Origin of the sequence: Streptomyces sp. NPDC048295, assembly GCF_040652135.1 — a bacterium.
Classification (GTDB): Bacteria; Actinomycetota; Actinomycetes; order Streptomycetales; family Streptomycetaceae; genus Streptomyces.
Map to the genome: position 1 here is coordinate 368,440 of NZ_JBEZLL010000005.1, position 17,318 is coordinate 385,757.

18 protein-coding genes are annotated in these 17,318 nt (G+C 72.0%); 1 reads left to right on the forward strand and 17 read right to left on the reverse strand.

Annotated elements, in window-relative coordinates:
* Nucleotides 1–31: 31 nt before the first annotated feature.
* From AB0D53_RS10230 to AB0D53_RS10250, 5 genes are all read right to left on the reverse strand, one after another.
* Entirely contained in the window at nt 32–742 is a 711-nt protein-coding gene (locus tag AB0D53_RS10230) for a lysophospholipid acyltransferase family protein (RefSeq protein WP_362442851.1), read from the reverse strand.
* On the reverse strand, nt 739–1,440 hold the full coding sequence (gene cmk / locus AB0D53_RS10235) for a (d)CMP kinase (protein ID WP_362442854.1): 702 nt from the start codon (nt 1,438–1,440) through the stop codon (nt 739–741). Before cmk ends, AB0D53_RS10230 begins: the two co-directional genes overlap by 4 nt.
* A 126-nt stretch (nt 1,441–1,566) precedes the next feature.
* Entirely contained in the window at nt 1,567–2,652 is a 1,086-nt protein-coding gene (locus AB0D53_RS10240) for a prephenate dehydrogenase (RefSeq protein WP_362442857.1), read from the reverse strand.
* The gene (gene aroH / locus AB0D53_RS10245) at nt 2,649–3,011 is read right to left on the reverse strand and encodes a chorismate mutase (RefSeq protein WP_362442860.1); all 363 of its coding nucleotides are present in this window, start codon (nt 3,009–3,011) and stop codon (nt 2,649–2,651) included. The genes AB0D53_RS10240 and aroH overlap by 4 nt, the downstream gene beginning before the upstream one ends.
* Nucleotides 3,012–3,205: 194 nt before the next feature.
* Nucleotides 3,206–3,640: a YidB family protein gene (locus AB0D53_RS10250; RefSeq protein WP_362442863.1), complete on the reverse strand. Its 435-nt coding sequence runs from the start codon at nt 3,638–3,640 to the stop codon at nt 3,206–3,208.
* A gap of 136 nt (nt 3,641–3,776) precedes the next feature.
* On the opposite strand from AB0D53_RS10250, the gene AB0D53_RS10255 reads away from it, so the two are divergent.
* The gene (locus AB0D53_RS10255; protein ID WP_362442866.1) at nt 3,777–4,496 is read left to right on the forward strand and encodes a nucleotidyltransferase domain-containing protein; all 720 of its coding nucleotides are present in this window, start codon (nt 3,777–3,779) and stop codon (nt 4,494–4,496) included.
* Here AB0D53_RS10255 and AB0D53_RS10260 read toward each other — a convergent pair.
* The 12 genes from AB0D53_RS10260 to AB0D53_RS10315 form a co-directional block, all read right to left on the reverse strand.
* Nucleotides 4,493–5,281 (reverse strand): nucleotidyltransferase domain-containing protein, encoded by a 789-nt coding sequence (locus AB0D53_RS10260; protein ID WP_362442869.1) that lies wholly within the window; start codon nt 5,279–5,281, stop codon nt 4,493–4,495. The genes AB0D53_RS10255 and AB0D53_RS10260 overlap by 4 nt on opposite strands.
* Before the next feature lie 3 nt (nt 5,282–5,284).
* The gene (locus AB0D53_RS10265; RefSeq protein ID WP_362442872.1) at nt 5,285–6,307 is read right to left on the reverse strand and encodes an ADP-ribosylglycohydrolase family protein; all 1,023 of its coding nucleotides are present in this window, start codon (nt 6,305–6,307) and stop codon (nt 5,285–5,287) included.
* The gene (locus tag AB0D53_RS10270) at nt 6,304–7,035 is read right to left on the reverse strand and encodes an NUDIX domain-containing protein (protein ID WP_362442875.1); all 732 of its coding nucleotides are present in this window, start codon (nt 7,033–7,035) and stop codon (nt 6,304–6,306) included. Before AB0D53_RS10270 ends, AB0D53_RS10265 begins: the two co-directional genes overlap by 4 nt.
* Nucleotides 7,032–8,111 (reverse strand): AAA family ATPase, encoded by a 1,080-nt coding sequence (locus AB0D53_RS10275; RefSeq protein WP_362442878.1) that lies wholly within the window; start codon nt 8,109–8,111, stop codon nt 7,032–7,034. Before AB0D53_RS10275 ends, AB0D53_RS10270 begins: the two co-directional genes overlap by 4 nt.
* Nucleotides 8,108–8,761 (reverse strand): nicotinamide riboside transporter PnuC, encoded by a 654-nt coding sequence (pnuC, locus tag AB0D53_RS10280; protein WP_362442881.1) that lies wholly within the window; start codon nt 8,759–8,761, stop codon nt 8,108–8,110. Before pnuC ends, AB0D53_RS10275 begins: the two co-directional genes overlap by 4 nt.
* Before the next feature lie 127 nt (nt 8,762–8,888).
* Nucleotides 8,889–10,052, reverse strand: a complete 1,164-nt coding sequence (locus AB0D53_RS10285) for a pseudouridine synthase (RefSeq protein WP_362442884.1) — start codon at nt 10,050–10,052, stop codon at nt 8,889–8,891.
* Nucleotides 10,052–10,699: an SMC-Scp complex subunit ScpB gene (scpB, locus tag AB0D53_RS10290; protein WP_362442887.1), complete on the reverse strand. Its 648-nt coding sequence runs from the start codon at nt 10,697–10,699 to the stop codon at nt 10,052–10,054. The genes AB0D53_RS10285 and scpB overlap by 1 nt, the downstream gene beginning before the upstream one ends.
* Complete coding sequence (locus AB0D53_RS10295) at nt 10,696–11,715, reverse strand: segregation/condensation protein A (protein WP_362442890.1); 1,020 nt, start codon at nt 11,713–11,715, stop codon at nt 10,696–10,698. The genes scpB and AB0D53_RS10295 overlap by 4 nt, the downstream gene beginning before the upstream one ends.
* A gap of 109 nt (nt 11,716–11,824) precedes the next feature.
* Entirely contained in the window at nt 11,825–12,436 is a 612-nt protein-coding gene (locus AB0D53_RS10300; protein WP_362443005.1) for a hypothetical protein, read from the reverse strand.
* A complete protein-coding gene (locus AB0D53_RS10305) occupies nt 12,433–13,551 on the reverse strand; it encodes a ParA family protein (RefSeq protein ID WP_329815627.1) in 1,119 nt (372 codons plus the stop codon). Before AB0D53_RS10305 ends, AB0D53_RS10300 begins: the two co-directional genes overlap by 4 nt.
* A 369-nt stretch (nt 13,552–13,920) precedes the next feature.
* Nucleotides 13,921–15,036 carry an alanine dehydrogenase gene (gene ald, locus AB0D53_RS10310; RefSeq protein ID WP_362443008.1) on the reverse strand — a complete coding sequence of 372 codons (1,116 nt, stop codon included), beginning with the start codon at nt 15,034–15,036 and terminating at the stop codon, nt 13,921–13,923.
* Between the two features lie 143 nt (nt 15,037–15,179).
* Complete coding sequence (locus tag AB0D53_RS10315; protein WP_362442894.1) at nt 15,180–17,243, reverse strand: tetratricopeptide repeat protein; 2,064 nt, start codon at nt 17,241–17,243, stop codon at nt 15,180–15,182.
* Nucleotides 17,244–17,318: the final 75 nt, after the last annotated feature.

Consider the following 17,318-nt stretch of genomic DNA (forward strand, 5'->3'; position numbering starts at 1 on the left):
CATCATCGATGGACCACAACTGCGCGGCCCACTACTCAAGTCTTACCTGGCGCCCGGTGAAACGCCTGGCCTCGTCCAGATGGGCGGTCAGCCGCGCCTTGATCCGTACCGTCGCCTCGTCCAGCGCCTTGCGGGTACGCCGACCGCCCGCCCGTCGCCCACCGCCGCCCTTGTCCGAGCTGCGCGCCCCCTCCTGCGCATCGAAGGCGTCGCCGAAGACGACGTCGACCCGGCTGCGCAGCGGCGGCAGTGCCGATATCAACCGTCCGCGGCGCTCGGTGCTTCCCAGGACGGCCACGGGCACGATCGGCGCCCCGCTGCGTACCGCGAAGTACGCGAGCCCGGCACGCAGGGAGGCGAAGTCTCCCTCGCCCCTGGTGCCCTCGGGAAAGATCCCGAGCGCCCCGCCGTTCTCCAGCACGCCGAGGGCGTGGGTGATGGCGGTGCGGTCGGCGGTCGTACGGTCCACCTTCAGCTGACCGATTCCGCGCAGGAACGGGTCGAGCGGGCCGACGAACGCCTCTTTCTTGATCAGGAAGTGGACGGGCCGGGGCGCGGTGCCCATCAGCATCGGACCGTCGATGTTGTGCGAGTGGTTCACCGCGAGTATGACGGGTCCGGAGGCGGGAACCCGCCACGCACCGAGGACGCGGGGCTTCCACAGCCCGTACATCAGCCCGATGCCGATCCCGCGCCCGACCGCCGCACCACGCGGCGAGGGCGAGCCCGTGGCCTGGGTCACTTCGCGGCCCGCTTCTCCTCGACGAGGGTGACGACACACTCGATGACCTGCTGAAGGGTCAGCTCGGTGGTGTCCACCTCGACCGCGTTGTCCGCCTTGGCGAGCGGGGAGGTCTTGCGGCCGGAGTCGGCCGCGTCCCGCTTGATCAGCGCCTCCTTGGTGGCGGCGAGGTCGGAGCCCTTGACCTCTCCGCTGCGGCGGGCGGCGCGGGCCTCCGGGGAAGCGGTGAGGAAGATCTTCAGGTCGGCGTCGGGCAGCACGGTGGTGCCGATGTCCCGGCCCTCGACGACTATGCCCCGCTCGGCCGCGGCGGCGATGGTGCGCTGGAGCTCGGTGATCCGGGTGCGCACCTCGGGGACCGCGCTGACGGCGCTGACCCTGGAGGTGACCTCCTGGGTGCGGATCGGACCCGAGGCGTCCTCGCCGTCGACCGTGATCGTCGGGGCGGCGGGGTCGGTGCCGGAGACGATGACCGGCTTGGCGGCCGCGGTCGCCACCTCCATCGCGTCCTGCACGTCGATGCCGTTGTTCAGCATCCACCAGGTGATCGCCCGGTACTGGGCGCCGGTGTCCAGGTAGCTCAGGCCGAGCTGCGCGGCGACGGCCTTGGACGTGCTCGACTTGCCGGTGCCGGAGGGCCCGTCGATGGCGACGATCACTGCGGCCGGGGCCGTACGGGTTTCCACGGTGGTGGACACCTTCCTGATACACGGGGTGGGCGGGACGGGGGCGCGTGCGTACCCGCCCCGCACAAGGTTACCGAGTGCCGGAGCAGGTCTCTGCACCCCTGTGGACAACGGCCTTCCGGTCCCGCCGCCCCGGACCTACTGCCGTATCGACCAGCCCCGCTCGCGCAGCGCCGCACTCAGCGCGGGGGCCGCGCTCGGCTCGACCATGAGCTGGACCAGGCCGGCCTGCTGGCCGGTGGCGTGCTCTATGCGCACGTCCTCGACGTTGACCCCGGCCCGTCCGGCGTCGGCGAAGATCCCGGCCAGTTCGCCCGGCCGGTCGCTGATGAGCACGGACACCGTCTCGTACGCGGTGGGGGCGGTCCCGTGCTTGCCCGGCACCCTGACGCGGCCCGCGTTGCCGCGGCGCAGCACGTCCTCGATGCCCTCGGTGCCCTCGCGGCGCCTGGCGTCGTCGTCGGACTGCAGGCCGCGCAGCGCCCGTACCGTCTCGTCGAGGTCGGCGGCGACCCCGGCCAGCACGTCGGCGACCGGGCCGGGGTTGGCGGCGAGGATCTCCACCCACATCCGGGGGTCGGAGGCGGCGATCCGGGTGACGTCCCTGATGCCCTGGCCGCACAGGCGCACGGCGGTCTCGTCGGCCTCCTCCAGGCGGGCGGCGACCATCGACGAGATCAGCTGCGGGGTGTGGGAGACCAGGGCGACGGCCCGGTCGTGCGCGTCGGCGTCCATGACGACCGGGACGGCCCGGCAGAGCGCGACCAGTTCCAGGGCGAGGTTGAGGACCTCGGTGTCGGTGTCACGGGTCGGGGTGAGGACCCAGGGCCGGCCCTCGAAGAGATCCGCGGTGGCGGCGAGCGGGCCCGACCGCTCCTTGCCGGCCATGGGGTGCGTACCGATGTACGGCGTGAGGTCGAGTCCGAGTGCCTCCAGCTCGCGGCGCGGGCCGCCCTTCACGCTGGCGACGTCGAGGTAGCCGCGGGCGATGCCGTCGCGCAGGGCGGTGGCCAGCACCGGGGCCACATGGGCCGGCGGCACGGCGATGATCGCCAGGTCCACACGCTCCTCGGGCGCCTCGTCCGTACCGGCGCCCAGCGCGGCGGCGGTGCGTGCCGACCGGGGGTCGTGGTCGACGAGGTGGACCTGGATCCCGCGCCCGGCGAGGGCGAGGGCTGCGGAAGTGCCGACGAGGCCCGTTCCGATGACGACGGCGGTTCTCACTGGGCGATGTCCTTGCGAAGTGCGGCGGTGGCACCGAGGTACACGTGGGCGATCTCGGACTTGGGAAGGTACGTCTCGATGTGAGCCAGGACGCGCACCACGCGGGGCATGGCGCCCGTGATGTCCAGCTCCTGGGCGCAGATCAGCGGGACGTCGACGATACCGAGCCCGCGTGCGGCGGCGGCCGGGAAATCGCTGTGCAGGTCGGGCGTGGCCGTGAACCAGATGCTGATCAGATCGTCCGCGACGAGGCTGTTGCGCTCCAGGACCGCGGTGAGCAGGGCACCGACCCGCTCGTCCATGTGCCCGGCCTCGTCCCGCTCCAGCTGGACGGCTCCGCGGACCGCTCGTACCGCCACGTCGTGCTCCTCGGTTCCTCGTACGTCTCGCGCCTGCTGTCCGCCTGCGTGATCTCTCTGCCCGGCCAGCCTAGAGGGGCGGCGGGGCAGCCGGTCCGGGGTGCTCTGTCCGTGAGACGGGGCGGCACACCGGCACGGCCCGAGGGCCCGCCCGGCTCCGGTCCGCCGGGCGGGCCCTCGGGCCGCTTCCGCTGTCAGAGTTGCTGCTCCCGGGCCAGGTCCTCGATCGAGCGGCCCTCCGGCACCTCCCCCGAGGGAGTCAGCCTGTCGACCGCCGTCGGCAGCGACCGGGCGATCTCGTCGGCCGCCTGTTCCGGGGTGACGCCCGCCTCCCGGGCGACCTTCTGCAGGGTCTCGTCCGGCAGTGCCTCGCTGATCTGGGCCCCGCTGACCGCCTGGTTCTCACCCGTGCCGACCCAGGACTGCGCCTGGTCGACGAGGCCGGACCTGGTGAGCATCCCGATCAGCCCTTCGAGCGCGTTGCCGCCGCCCGTTCCGCCCTGGCCGCCGCCGAGCGCGCCCAGCAGCGCCCCCAGGACGTTGCCCGCGCCGCCCGCGCTGCCCGGGCCACTGCCCTGGCTGCCGCCCAGCAAGCCGCCCAGCAGGCTGCCGAGATCGTTTCCTGCCATGGTTCTGCCTTTCCGGAGGGGATGATTTATCGACAATGTCGATCAGAACCCGGCCTTCTGCCACTTGGGCGGGGTGCCGGAGGGCGCTCCCGCAATTCCCGGTGCAACCCGTTTTCGCTCACGTACCCTCGCCGGCATGATCACCCCCGGTCCCGAGGCTCTCGTACGCGACCACACGGTCTACTCCTGTGTGATGGGCTCACGCGCCTTCGGGCTCGCCACGGAGGGGAGCGACACCGACCGGCGCGGCGTGTTCCTCGCGCCGACGCCGCTGTTCTGGCGGTTCGAGAAGCCGCCGACGCATGTCGAGGGCCCGGCGCAGGAACAGTTCTCGTGGGAGCTGGAGCGCTTCTGCGAGCTGGCGCTGCGCGCCAACCCGAATGTGCTGGAGTGCCTGCACTCACCGCTGGTGGAGCACGTCGACGCCGTGGGCCGTGAACTCCTCTCCCTGCGCGGGGCGTTCCTCTCCCGGCTGGCCCACCGGACCTTCGTGCGCTACGCGTTGGGACAGCGCGGGAAGCTGGAGGCGGACGTGCGGCTGCACGGGGCGCCGCGCTGGAAGCACGCCATGCACCTGTTGCGGCTGCTGGCCTCCGGCCGGGACCTGCTGCGCACGGGCGAGCTCACGATCGGGGTGGGCGCGGCCCGCGAGGAGCTGCTGGCGGTGAAGCGGGGCGAGGTGTCGTGGGCGGAGGTCGAACGCCGGATGAACCGCCTCGCCGAGGAGAACGACGAGGCCGCGAGGGACTCCCCGCTCCCGCCGGAGCCGGACCGGGCCCGGGTGGAGGACTTCCTGATCCGCACCCGCCGGGCGTCCGCGTCCTGGCCCGGCGAGGACTCCGCGGGCGGCCTCTAGGACACCCGCCCGGTCAACCGCGCCCGCACCACGAGGTCATGCAGTTCCTCGAAACCCCCGGCCCGGTCGGGAAGCTCCGATTCCGCCTGGGCCCGGTCCAGCACCCCGTGCAGCGCCGCCACGTCCCGGGCCACCACCGCACCGTCCACATCCCCCGCTCCCCCGTGTTCCGCCTCGGCCTTCGCCTCGATCAGCCCGGGCAGATACGCGGGTGCGGCCACCTCCCCGATGAGGGTCGGCAGATGTGCCCGCACCTCGGCGCTGCGCATCAGGTGGATCCCGGTGAGCAGCGCCCGGAACGCGTACAGCAGCGGCTTCAGTTCGCCGGTCCTCTCGAAGAGCCGCCACTGGGTGTTGGCGAAACCCCGGTAGTGGTGGGCGTGGTTACGGGTGAGCACACCCGGTGCCAGGCCCACCAGTTCCGCGTGCAGACCGCTCGTGTGCACGACCAGCGGCGAGAGCAGCTGCTCCAGCACATAGCCGTTCGGCTTCAGCATCAGCCGGACGAACTTCCGCAGGTCGTGCGTGACGAGATCCATCTCGACCCCGTCCCGGTCCCACATCCGCGAGCGCGTCTCCTCGGCCTCGCGCAGTCCCACGAGGTCTTCCGCGGGCAGGAGATGGACCCCCCGAAGGTCCACGTCCGAGTCCTTCGAGGGGAACCCGTACAGATGAGCCCCGGAGACCGTGGCGAACAGCAGCGGGTGGCGCTCTTCGGCGAGGACCGGGCCCAGGTCCGTGACCGGCAGCCCGGCCTGTTCGAGGTGCTTGGTGTCCGTACGCATGGCTCAAGAATCCCAGAGCGCCCCCAGCGACAGCAGATCGCTGCGGTACTCGATCCGCTCCGCCCACTCCTTGGGCCAGGCCCCGGCGCCCAGGTGCGCCCCGGCGAACGCGCCGGTCAGGCAGCCCAGGGAGTCCGAGTCGCCCCGGGTGCAGGCGGCGCGGCGGAGCGCGGTGACAGGTTCCTCGGGGAAGAGGAGGAAGCAGTGCAGGGCCGTGGCCAGGGCCTCCTCGGCGATCCAGCCGTCGCCGGTCAGCTCGCAGGGGTCGGTCTCCGGGGACGGGTCGCGCAGCGCGTCCTGGACGCGGGCCAGGGCGGTGAGGCACTCGTCCCAGCCTCGCTGGATGTACAGCTCGGGCGAGGAGTCGCCCGCGTACCGCCAGAGGTCGCCGAGCCAGCGTGTGAGGTAGCGGCCGCTGTTCTCGTACGCGTACGAACGCAGCTGCCCGATCAGGCCCATCGGCTCCGCTCCCTGGGCCAGCAGGTACACCGCGCGGGCCGTCAGGTCGGACGCGGCGAGCGCGGTCGGATGGCCGTGGGTGAGGGCCGCCTGCAACTGGGCGGCGCCGGAGCGCTGTTCATCGCTCAGTCCGGGTACGAGTCCGACCGGTGCGACCCGCATGTTGGCGCCGCAGCCCTTGGAGCCGGTCCGGCTGGCCTCCTGCCAGAGCCGGTCGCTGTCGAGCAGCCGGCAGGCGGTCATGCAGGTGCGGCCGGGGGCGCGGTTGTTGTCGGGCGAGTGGTACCAGTCGACGAACTCCTCGCGTACCGGGCGGGTCAGCCGCAGCGGGGTGAGCAGTCCGCGGTCCATGGCGGTGCGGATGCCCCGCCCCAGAGCCAGTGTCATCTGGGTGTCGTCGGTGACGTGCGCCGGCTTCGGCAGCCGCATCGCGCGCCACGGCCCGCACTTGGCGAGGATCGACGGCACGTTGTTGAACTCGGTCGGGAAGCCCAGGGCGTCGCCGAGCGCGAGCCCGGTCAGCGCGCCGGTGGCGGCCTGTTTGGTGATGGTCCTGGTCACGTTCACGTGCTTCTTCCTTCCGGTCTCAGCAGTGGAGGGTGCAGGGCGGTGGCGGCACCCGCCCGGTAGAGCGCGGCAGGCTTTCCCCGCCCGCCGGTGCGGCGCGGCGATCCCTCCACTGCCTGGACGAAGCCGGGCGTGGTGAGGACCTTGCGCCGGAAGTTGGGACGGTCCAGCTCGACGCCCCAGACCGTCTCGTACACCTGCTGGAGTTCCCCCAGGGTGAATTCGGGCGGGCAGAAGGCGGTGGCCAGACAGCTGTACTCGAGCTTGGCGCCGATCCGGTCGTGCGCGTCGGCGAGGATGCGGTCGTGGTCGAAGGCGAGCGGGCCGAGCGCTCCGGCGTCCCACCACCGGGCACCGGCCGCGTCGCCGCCGCCGCGCGGCTCGGGCAGGTCGGGGACGAGTGCGGCGTACGCGACGGAGACCACCCGCATCCTGGGGTCGCGGTCCGGGTCGCTGTAGGTGCGCAGCTGTTCCAGGTGGAGGGCGCCGGCGGTGTCCTCCGTCAGTCCGGTCTCCTCCGCGAGTTCCCGGCGGGCGGCGGACTCGGCGGACTCGCGGGGCAGGACGAAGCCGCCGGGCAGCGCCCAGTGCCCCTTGTACGGGTCCTCGCCCCGTTCGACGAGCAGGACGTGCAGCCGGCCGCCGCGGACCGTGAAGACGGCGAGGTCGACGGTGACCGCGAAGGGTTCGAAGGCGTGCGGGTCGTAGCCCGCGGGGGCGGTGCTCATCGGCGCTCCGGCAGGGGCGCGGCGAACTTCCAGCTGCCGGCGAGCAGCGCGTCCACGGCGGCGACCGCGGTGGCCAGGCGCTCCTCGTGGCTTCCGGTGAGCTCGATGAACCGCCGTCCGGTACGGGTGAGCTCGGCCCGGAAGCGGTCGGTCATCCAGGGCCGCAGCTCCTCGCCGTCGCGCAGCCCGTCGTCCTCGAAGGCGACGCCCTCGTGGTCGGTGAGCAGCCACAGGTGGTGGGCGACGCGGTCCGCGGCCTCCTCGACGAGCGGGTTGCGTCCGCCGATGTACCGCTCGTGCCAGACGGTGGTGGCGAAGGAGTCGGTGTCGCAGAAGAGCACCGGCGACCCGGTGCGCGCGGCCGCGTCCTCCTGGGCGTTCTGGGTATCGGCGATCAGCGGGAAGTCGTCGGTGGTGAAGGCGACGTCCTCCCACTGGGCCCCGGGCCACCGCTCGCGCAGGGCGGCCAGCTTCTGTTCGCTGAACTCCCGCCCGTACTCGGCGACGTACCCGGTCCGCGCCCAGACGCCGCCGCGCCCGCGGTAGTGGCCGGTGAGGGCGCGGGCCATCGTCGTGGTGCCGGTGGATTCCGCGCCGAGGACGACGATCCGGCGGGCGAGGGCGGCCCGTACGGGCGGCTCCAAAAAGTCCCAGCAGCCGACCGGGTCCTTGCGGACGGCGGTACCGGAGACCGGGAAGACCGTGCGGTCGGGGTCGACGCAGACGGATTCGGCGCCGAACCTGCGGGCGAGCTCGTCCCCGTACGACTCCGAGGTGAAGACGGCGTCCACCGGATCGGGCACGGCCCCGGTGAAGACGGCCATGTGCGCGTCCCAGATCGCCGGGTCGTGCAGGTCCATCCGGATGTCGTCGACGGCGCCGACGACCCGTACGTCCGGGTGCACCTCCCGCATCCAGGCCACCCGGTCGGCGAGCGGCACGGACTCGACGGAGGCGGCGCAGACCAGGACGGTCAGTCGCTCGCAGCGGTCCCGCGCGGTGCGGACGAGGTGGTGGTGGCCGGCGTGCGGAGGGTAGAACTTGCCGAGGACCAGCCCGTGTCCGTAGCTCTTCATGCCGTCGCCTCCGCCAACTGCCGCGGCTGCCCGCCGAGATCACGCCTCCAGTTGCGCAGGCCGATCAGGCAGAGCGTCAGGAAACCGACGTACAGCAGCGAGGTCAGATAGAGCTCCTTGTACGCGTACAGCGGGATGTAGACCACATCGGCGGCGATCCAGAGCCACCAGGACTCGACGAGCTTGCGGCACTGCCCGTACGTCGCGGTCAGGGACAGCCCGGTCGTCAGGGCGTCCCAGAAGGGCACGGTCGAGTCGGTGGCACGGTCGAGCAGAGCGGTGAGGGCGAGGGTCCCCACCGCCCCCGCCACGAGCAGCCAGGTCCATTCGGCGCGCGTGGTGCGCCGCACCGGCGGCTGCGGCGAGCCCGGTCCGTCCCCGTGGGTCCAGGTCCACCAGCCGTACGCGGCGAGGGCGATGAAGACGACCTGGAGGCCGGCGTCGGCGTACAGACCGGACTGGGTGAACAGCAGGATGAAGAAGAGGTTGTTGGCGATGCCGATCGGCCAGTTGGCGAGGTGCTGGCGGGCCACGAGCCATACGCACAGCGCCCCGCTGCCGAAGCCGAGCACCTCGGTCCAGCTGACCGGGGTGTCGAGCACCGTCACCAGAGGTTGCTGCAGGGGATCGAGGAACTCCGCGAGACTCACACCCGCCTCCTTAATAGTCACTCTGACTATAAAGGTGGAAGAGGCGCGGGAAAAGGCCCGCGGCCGGTTCCTGTTCGGAATTCGGGAACAGGAACCGGCCGCGGGCCGTGGAGCGGACGGAGGAGGGCTACAGACCGACCTCGCGCATCAGCATGCCCACCTCGGTGTTGGTGAGGCGGCGCAGCCAGCCGGACTTCTGGTCACCCAGCGGGATCGGCCCGAAGGACGTGCGCACGAGCCGCTCGACCGGGAAGCCGGCCTCGGCCAGCATCCGGCGGACGATGTGCTTGCGGCCCTCGTGGAGGGTCACCTCGACCAGGTAGTTCTTGCCGGTGTTCTCGACGACCCGGAAGTGGTCGGCGCGGGCGTACCCGTCCTCCAGCTGGATGCCGTCCTTGAGCCGCTTGCCCAGGTCGCGCGGGAGCGGTCCCTGGATGGCTGCCAGATACGTCTTCTTCACCCCGTACTTGGGGTGGGTCAGGCGGTGGGCCAGCTCTCCGTGGTTGGTGAGCATGATGATGCCCTCGGTCTCGGTGTCCAGCCGCCCGACGTGGAAGAGCCGCGTCTCACGGTTGGTGACGTAGTCGCCGAGGCACTGGCGGCCGTCCGGGTCCTCCATCGAGGAGACGACACCGGCGGGCTTGTTCAGCGCGAAGAAGAGGTAGGACTGGGCGGCGACGGTCAGACCGTCGACCTTGATCTCGTCCCGGTTCACATCGACGCGCATGCCCTGCTCGAGGACGATCTCGCCGTTGACCTCGACGCGGGCCTGCTCGATCAGCTCCTCGCACGCCCGGCGCGAGCCCATGCCGGCCCGGGCGAGGACCTTCTGCAGCCGCTCGCCCTCCTGCTCGGCGCCCGGGTGGGTCTTGGGCGTCCTGATGTCGGGCTTGTTCGCGTACCGGTCGCGGTTGCGCTGCTCGATCTTGGCGTCGAGCTCACGCGGACGGGACGGGCCGCCGTACGGGGTACGGCGGCCGCTGCTCCTGGAGCCGCCGGTCGCCGCCTTCGGGCCACCCTTGGCGCCGCCGCGGGCCGCCGCGCCGCGGCCCTTGCGGGTGCCGCCGTCGCCGCCCGGCTTGTCGTTGCCCACGTCGTAGCGGCGCTCCTCGGGGCGGGGCCTGCGGGGGCGCTGCTCCTGCTTGTCGTCACGCTCGGAGCCGGAAACCCGGGGGTTCGGGTTGCTGTTCCTGCCGCTGCCGGTGTTGTTCCTGCCGCCGCTGCCGCCGCTCCTGCCGCCGCCGCTCCTGGCTCCGCCGCCGCTTCCGCTGTTCCTGCCACTGCTTCGCATCAAAAATCCGTCTTGTCGTCTGCGTGAGTATCCGGGGTGTCCGGTGCGTCCGGATCGAACGACGGCACACCCTCTAGCGTCTCAGCCTCGATCGCGTCCGCCTCTGGGAGGAAGGGCGCGAGCTCCGGGAGCTCATCCAGGCCACGCAGGCCCATCCGCTCCAGAAAGTAGTTCGTCGTCCTGTACAGGATCGCACCTGTTTCGGGTTCCGCGCCCGCTTCCCCCACCAGACCCCGCTGGAGCAGGGTCCGCATGACCCCGTCACAGTTCACGCCGCGGACCGCGGAGACCCTGGAGCGGCTGACCGGCTGGCGGTACGCGACCACCGCGAGGGTCTCCAGCGCCGCCTGGGTCAGCCGGGCCTGCTGGCCGTCCAGGACGAAGGCCTCCACGGCCGCCGCGTACTCGGGGCGGGTGTAGAAGCGCCAGCCGCCCGCCACCAGCCGCAGCTCGAAACCGCGGCGCTGCACGGTGTACTCGTCGGCCAGCTCGCGCAGCGCGTCGGCGACGGCCCGGCGGGGCCGCTCCAGTACCTTGGCGAGGTGCTCCTCGGTGGCGGGTTCGTCCACGACCATGAGGACGGCCTCCAGCGCGGGCTTGAGGTCGAGATCCGCGACGGTGGACCCGGTGCTCTCCTGCTGACTCATGCCTTCACATCCTCCTGGACGTCCTGCGTCTCGGGGTCGAACTCGTCCGTGACGACGGGCCCGGCCCCCTCGCCCCCGGCCCAGCGCACCAGGAGCTCCCCGAGCGCCTCGTCCTGGTCGAGCGCGACGGCCTTCTCCCGGTACAGCTCCAGCAGCGCGAGGAACCGGGCGACGACGGTGAGGGTGTCCGGGGCGTCCTCGGTGAGCGTGCGGAAGCTGGCCTCCCCCGCCTCCCGCAGCCGCGCCACCACGATCCCGGCCTGTTCTCGCACGCTGACCAGCGGGGCGTGGATGTGGTCGACGTACACCTGCGGCTCGGCCTTCGGCTGCATCGCCTTCACGGCCAGCGCGGCGAAGCCCTCCGCCCCGATGCTGATCACGACCTCGGGCAGCAGTTCCGCGTGGTGCGGCTCCAGCCCCACGGTCCGCGGGAACCGCCGCCCCTCCGACACCAGCCGGTCGCTGAGGATCTCCGCGATGCGCTTGTAGGCGCGGTACTGGAGCAGCCGGGCGAAGAGCAGGTCCCGCGCTTCCAGCAGCGCCAGATCCGCCTCGTCCTCCACCTCGGCGGCGGGCAGCAGCCGGGCCGCCTTCAGGTCCAGCAGGGTCGCGGCGACGACGAGGAACTCGGTGGTCTGGTCCAGGTCCCAGTCCGGCCCCATGGCGTGGATGTGCGCCATGAACTCGTCGGTGACCTTCGACAGCGCGACTTCGGTCACATCCAGCTTGTGCTTGGCGATGAGCTGGAGGAGCAGGTCGAACGGCCCCTCGAAGTTCGCCAGCCGGACGGTGAACCGCCCGTCGTCGGGCCCGGAGGGCTCGGAGGGCCCGGCCGCCACGACAGGCGCTTCCACGGGCGCTGCGGGCGCCTCGTCCGGTGCCTCGACGGGCGGCGGGGCGGTGGTCTCCGCACAGGTGCCCCCGTCGTCCGCCGGCTCCGGCTGCCCGGACCGGCCGCCCGGACCGCGCCCCAGAGGGCGGCGGGGGGCGCGGGCGGGCTCGTCGGTCGTCGGCATGAAGGTCCAGGGGCAGCGGGATACGGGCGGCGGGCCGTGGCCCGTACGGGAAGGGCCGGGCCGCCCCTTCGGCGGTCGCCCACCGGGCAGGCTACCGGCGCCTCACCCGTCAGCGGCCGCGCAGCCGCCGAACGAGGATGCTCGCGTCGCCCCGCGACTCCAGGTCCGCGAGCACCACCGCGACCGCCTCACGGACGATCCGTCCGCGGTCGACCGCGAGCCCGTGCTCCCCGCGCAGTACGAGGCGGGCGTGTTCGAGGTCCATCAGTTCCTCGGCCGAGACGTAGACGGTGATCTTCTCGTCGTGGCGCTCGCGGCCGCTGGGCCGCCGGTTCGCCCCGCGCCCGGCTCCGCGCCTGCGCTGCTGCTGGACGGCGGGGGCGGGGACCGCCTCCTGCGCGGCGGGCGCGGCGGCCGCCGGTGCGGGCTGCTGGGGCCTGCGGCCCGCCTGCGCGGCCACCGCGGCCCGGTCGCCGTCACCGCCCCGGGTGCGCGACTCCGCCGCGTCGGCGTCGGCCGCGGAGTGCTCCTCGCGCGAGGCGCCTTCGGTGGCCTGCGCCGGGTCCGCCCCGGCTCCGTCCGCCCCGGAATCGCTCTCGCCGGCCGGACCGGGCACCCGGGCCTCACCGTTCGCCTTGCGCCGCCGGTCCGCCGGGGACGAGGCCTGGAGCCCCATTCCTCCGGTGGTACGGAACAGTTCGTCGGCCCCGGGCAGACTCACTCGGCGTGACACCGGGCGAGCACCTCCCTGGCGAGCTGGCGATAGGCGGCGGCACCGACCGAGTTGGAGGCGTACGTGGTGATGGGTTCACCGGCGACCGTGGTCTCCGGGAAGCGCACGGTGCGCCCGATGACCGTGTGGTAGACGTGGTCGTCGAATGCCTCGACGACGCGCGCGAGGACCTCACGGCTGTGCACCGTACGGGAGTCGTACATGGTGGCGAGGATGCCGTCGAGCTCCAGATCGGGGTTGAGGCGCTCCTGGACCTTCTCGATGGTCTCGGTGAGCAACGCCACACCACGCAGGGCGAAGAACTCGCACTCGAGCGGCACTATGACCTTGTGGGCGGCCGTGAGGGCGTTCACGGTGAGCAGGCCGAGCGAGGGCTGACAGTCGATCACGATGTAGTCGTAGTCGGACATCAGCGGCTTCAGGGCACGCTGCAGCGTGGACTCCCGGGCCACCTCGCTCACCAGCTGCACCTCGGCGGCCGACAGGTCGATGTTGCTGGGCAGCAGGTCCATGTTCGGGACCGCGGTCTTCAGCAGCACCTCGTCGGCCGACATGCCCCGCTCCATGAGCAGGTTGTAGACCGTGAGGTCGAGCTCCATCGGGTTGACGCCGAGCCCGACCGACAGGGCTCCCTGCGGGTCGAAGTCGACGAGCAGGACGCGCCGCCCGTACTCCGCGAGCGCGGCGCCCAGGTTGATGGTCGACGTGGTCTTGCCGACGCCGCCCTTCTGGTTGCACATCGCGATGATCTTCGCGGGACCGTGGTCGGTCAGCGGGCCCGGGATCGGGAAGTAGGGCAGGGGGCGACCGGTCGGGCCGATCCGCTCGCGGCGCTGACGGGCAGCGTCGGGCGCGAGGGTGGCCGCGTACTCCGGGTCGGGCTCGTACTCGGCGTCGGGGTCGTAGAAGTGCCCCTGGGGCACCTCGTCGAAGTCGGCGAAGTGGGCGGTCTCCCGGCCACTCTCGTTGCCGGCCATGGCGTTCACGTGTAGGCCGTCCATCATCTGGGGGGCTGTCGTCATGTGCTGTTGGGTGGCGAAGGTGCGGACAGCGACGGAGCCGACAGCCTCCAGCCCGATCGGGCCCTGGCCCCGTGCAGGCATCCCTGGATGAACACCTCCGGGAGTAAATGTCGACTCATTCACAAGTCGTCTTACCTCCTTGGACGTGACCAGGAAACTTATCGATAGGTCAGCGTGGCACCATGCCGACGATTGGCGACTCTATGGCGTGTCACCGCTCCGCAGCAACACAATCCGCCGGACCCGGCCCGATGTGTCGGCAATCGAACACCCTGCTGTCAAGGGTGCACAGCCACCGGGGTGCGGTTTTAACAGGTGTACGAATCGGTTGAAGAGTTACGTTCAAGACGAGTTGAACGGGGTCCCCGCAGGGGCCCGACATGCCTCCGGCCGGACCTTGCTCGGCAAGGTCCGGCCGGACGCGTGAAGTTGACGGAGGCGGTTGACCCGTCAGCCGAGGAGCGAGCTCAGCTCGACGTGCTCCAGACCGTGGGCTTCGGCGACCTCACGGTAAACAACCTGCCCGTCATGGGTGTTGAGGCCCTTGGCGAGCGCGGCGTCACGGCGCAGCGCCTCGACCCAGCCGCGGTTGGCGAGCTCCACGATGTACGGCAGCGTGGCGTTGGTGAGGGCGTACGTGGAGGTGTTCGGCACCGCGCCCGGCATGTTCGCGACGCAGTAGAAGACCGAGTTGTGGACCTTGAAGGTCGGCTCGGCGTGCGTCGTCGGGTGGGAGTCCTCGAAGCAGCCGCCCTGGTCGATCGCAATGTCGACAAGAACACTTCCGGGCTTCATCTTGGCGACGAGCTCGTTGGTGACCAGCTTCGGCGCCTTCGCGCCGGGGATCAGCACCGCGCCCACGACGAGGTCGGCCTCGATGACGGCCTTCTCCAGCTCGAAGGCGTTGGAGACAACGGTCTTCACCTTGGTGCCGAAGACCTTGTCCGCCTCGCGGAGCTTGTTGATGTCCTTGTCGAGCAGCGTGACGTGGAAGCCCAGACCGACGGCGATCTGGGTGGCGTTCCAACCGGAGACACCACCGCCGATGACAACGGCCTCGGCGGGCGCCGTGCCCGGGACGCCGCCCGGCAGCACGCCGCGGCCGCCCACCGAGCGCATCAGGTGGTAGGCGCCGACCTGGGGGGCCAGCCGGCCCGCGACCTCGGACATCGGGGCGAGCAGCGGGAGCGCGCGGTTGGCGGTCTCGACCGTCTCGTAGGCGATGGCCGTGGTGCCCGACTCGATCAGCGCGTCGGTGCACTCGCGGGAGGCGGCGAGGTGCAGGTAGGTGAAGAGCGTCTGGTCCTTGCGGAGGCGGTGGTACTCCTCGGCGACCGGCTCCTTGACCTTGAGCAGGAGGTCGGCGGTGGCCCACACCTCGTCGGCGGTGGGGAGAATCTGCGCCCCGGCTGCGACGTACTCCTCGTCCGTGATGGAGGAGCCGGCACCGGCGTTCTCCTCGACGACGACCTGGTGGCCGTGGCGGACGAGCTCGTGCACACCGGCAGGCGTGATCGCCACGCGGAACTCGTTGTTCTTGACTTCGCGGGGGATGCCGACCTTCACGTCGATCACGGTCCTTGGCTCAGAGGGTTACCCGGACATAGCTATACATACCCGGGTAGACACTACGTAAATGGAGACACCACGAACACACGTGGCAGAGCCATTCTAATGAAGGGTTTCGTGCTGTCTAGCCTTACAAAGCATTATTTTTCTGTTGCCGTACTACGGATTTCGCAGGTCACACCTTCCTGGTCCAGCAATCTGCCTGCCAGCCCCCGGTGCAGCCCGGCCGCTGCCGGGTCACCGAGCCTGTCGAGGGTGTCGGCCAGCCGGAGCTCCAGCGCCGCCTGCAGCCGTACGTCCCCCGCCCGCCTGGCCCACTCGACGGCCTCCTGGCAGGTGTGCAGGGACTCGTGCGGCCGGCCCGCGTACTCCTGCACCCGTGCCGCCTCGCTGAGCGCCCGCGCCTGGGCCGGCACGTCACCGAGCCTGCGGTATCCGGCCGCCGCGGCGCGCCAGTTGCGCAGCGCCTCGCCGTACCGCCCGGCATAGGTGTGGACGGCGCCGAGCCGCCCGTACAGCCGCGCCTCGTCGGCCCGCTCCCCCTGGGTGAGCCGCTGCGCCAGCGCGCGGCCGTACCAGTCGGAGGCCCGCTGGAAGTCCCCCAGCTCGGCATAGGCGCCACCTACGGATTCCATCGCGCGGCCGGTGGCGTACGGGTCCTTCGCGGCACGTCCGGCGTCCAGCGCGGCCCGGTAGCGGGCCAGCGCCTCCCTGGTGCGGCCGGTCCTGGCGTCGAGATCGGCGAGGTTGAGCAGCGCGGCGGCCCGCTCGCGCGGCAGCTCCCGCCGCTCGGCGACGGCCAGCACCAGACCGTGCAGCCCGTACAGCTCGGGCGCGGCGGCCTCGGTGCCCCGGTGCACGGCCAGCGCCCGCACCAGCGCGGACACCAACCGCCTTGCCAGGGTGTCGAGTTCACCGTCCTCGACGGCGATCCGGGCCGAGGCCAGCAGGGCGGGACGGCGGATCCGCAGCCATTCGGCGGCCGCCTCGGGGTTGGGGAAACGCAGCGAACGCGGCAGCCCGGCGAGCTTGCGGCGGGCCGGGGAGCCCTCGGGTTCGGTGACCGCCCGGCAGGACTGCAGCAGCCGTACGGTCCGCTCCAGCATCCGGGCCCTGGCGAGCTGGATCTCCGCCGGCCGGTCCCTGGCCTCCAGCAGCGCCCGCAGCAGCGGCGCGAGGCAGCCGGGCACCTCGTACTGCGGCTGCTCCGCACCGTTGCTGTGCAGCAGCCCGAGCGCCACGAAGTCGTCGAGGGTCGTCTGGGCGGCCGAGACGGAGCAGCCGGCCAGCGCGGACGCGGTGTGGGCGTCGGCGAGCCCGGCGGGGGCGAGGGCGAGCAGTCGCAGTATCCGGGCGGCCGCCGGCGGCAGCGCGTCGTGGGCCAGCCGGAAGGCGCGGGCCAGCGGGCGGGAGCCGGTGGACTGCTCCGTGTCCTCCGGCAGTTCGCGCAGCTGCTTGGTGACATCGGCGACCGACGCCATGGGGTGGGCGGCGAGCCAGCCACCGACCATCACCAGGGCGGCCGGCAGCCCTGCGCACTCCTCGGCGAGGGACTCGGCGGTCCGCGGATCGACGGTGATCCTGACCTCTCCGATGACGGGGGCGAGCAGCCGTACGGCGGAGCCCGGGTCCAGGCCGCCGATGGTGCAGGGGCGGACGCCGGGGATGCCGGTCAACGGCCCCCCGGAGGTGGCGACGACCAGGCAGTCCGGGTTGTCCGGCAGCAGCGGGTCGACCTGCTCCGCGTCCGCCGCGTCGTCCAGGAGCAGCAGGGCGCGGCGTCCGGCGAGCTCCTCGCGGACCATCTCGGAGAGTTCGTCCCCGTCCGCGCCGGGCGGCCCGGCGACACCCAGCTGGTCGAGCAGCTCGCGGGCGGTGCGCTCGGTGGGCACCGCCGCGCCGCCCGGATCGGTGAGCCGGGCGCGGAGCAGCCCGTCGGGGTGGCCGCCGGCGGCGAGCAGCCTGCGGGTGAGTTCACCGGCGAGCGCGGTGCGTCCGGAGCCGGGGCGTCCGGCGATCAGCAGGACCCGCGCGCGGGCGGCCTTGCGGCCGGCCAGGGTGTCCAGGCCGGCTCTTTCGATGTCGGCCCGCAGCTCCTTCAACTCACGGTCGCGGCCGAAGAATTGGGGTGGGGCGGCAGCGGACGGCTCCTCGGTTCCCGCTGCCTTGGCCGGGCCGCTGGTGTCCACCGCCTGATCCGTCACGGGCCACGCTCCACTTCGCTGCACGCGTCGCCCGCCGGGACTCCGGTCAGGGCATTCCGAGCGTAGTTCAGGCGT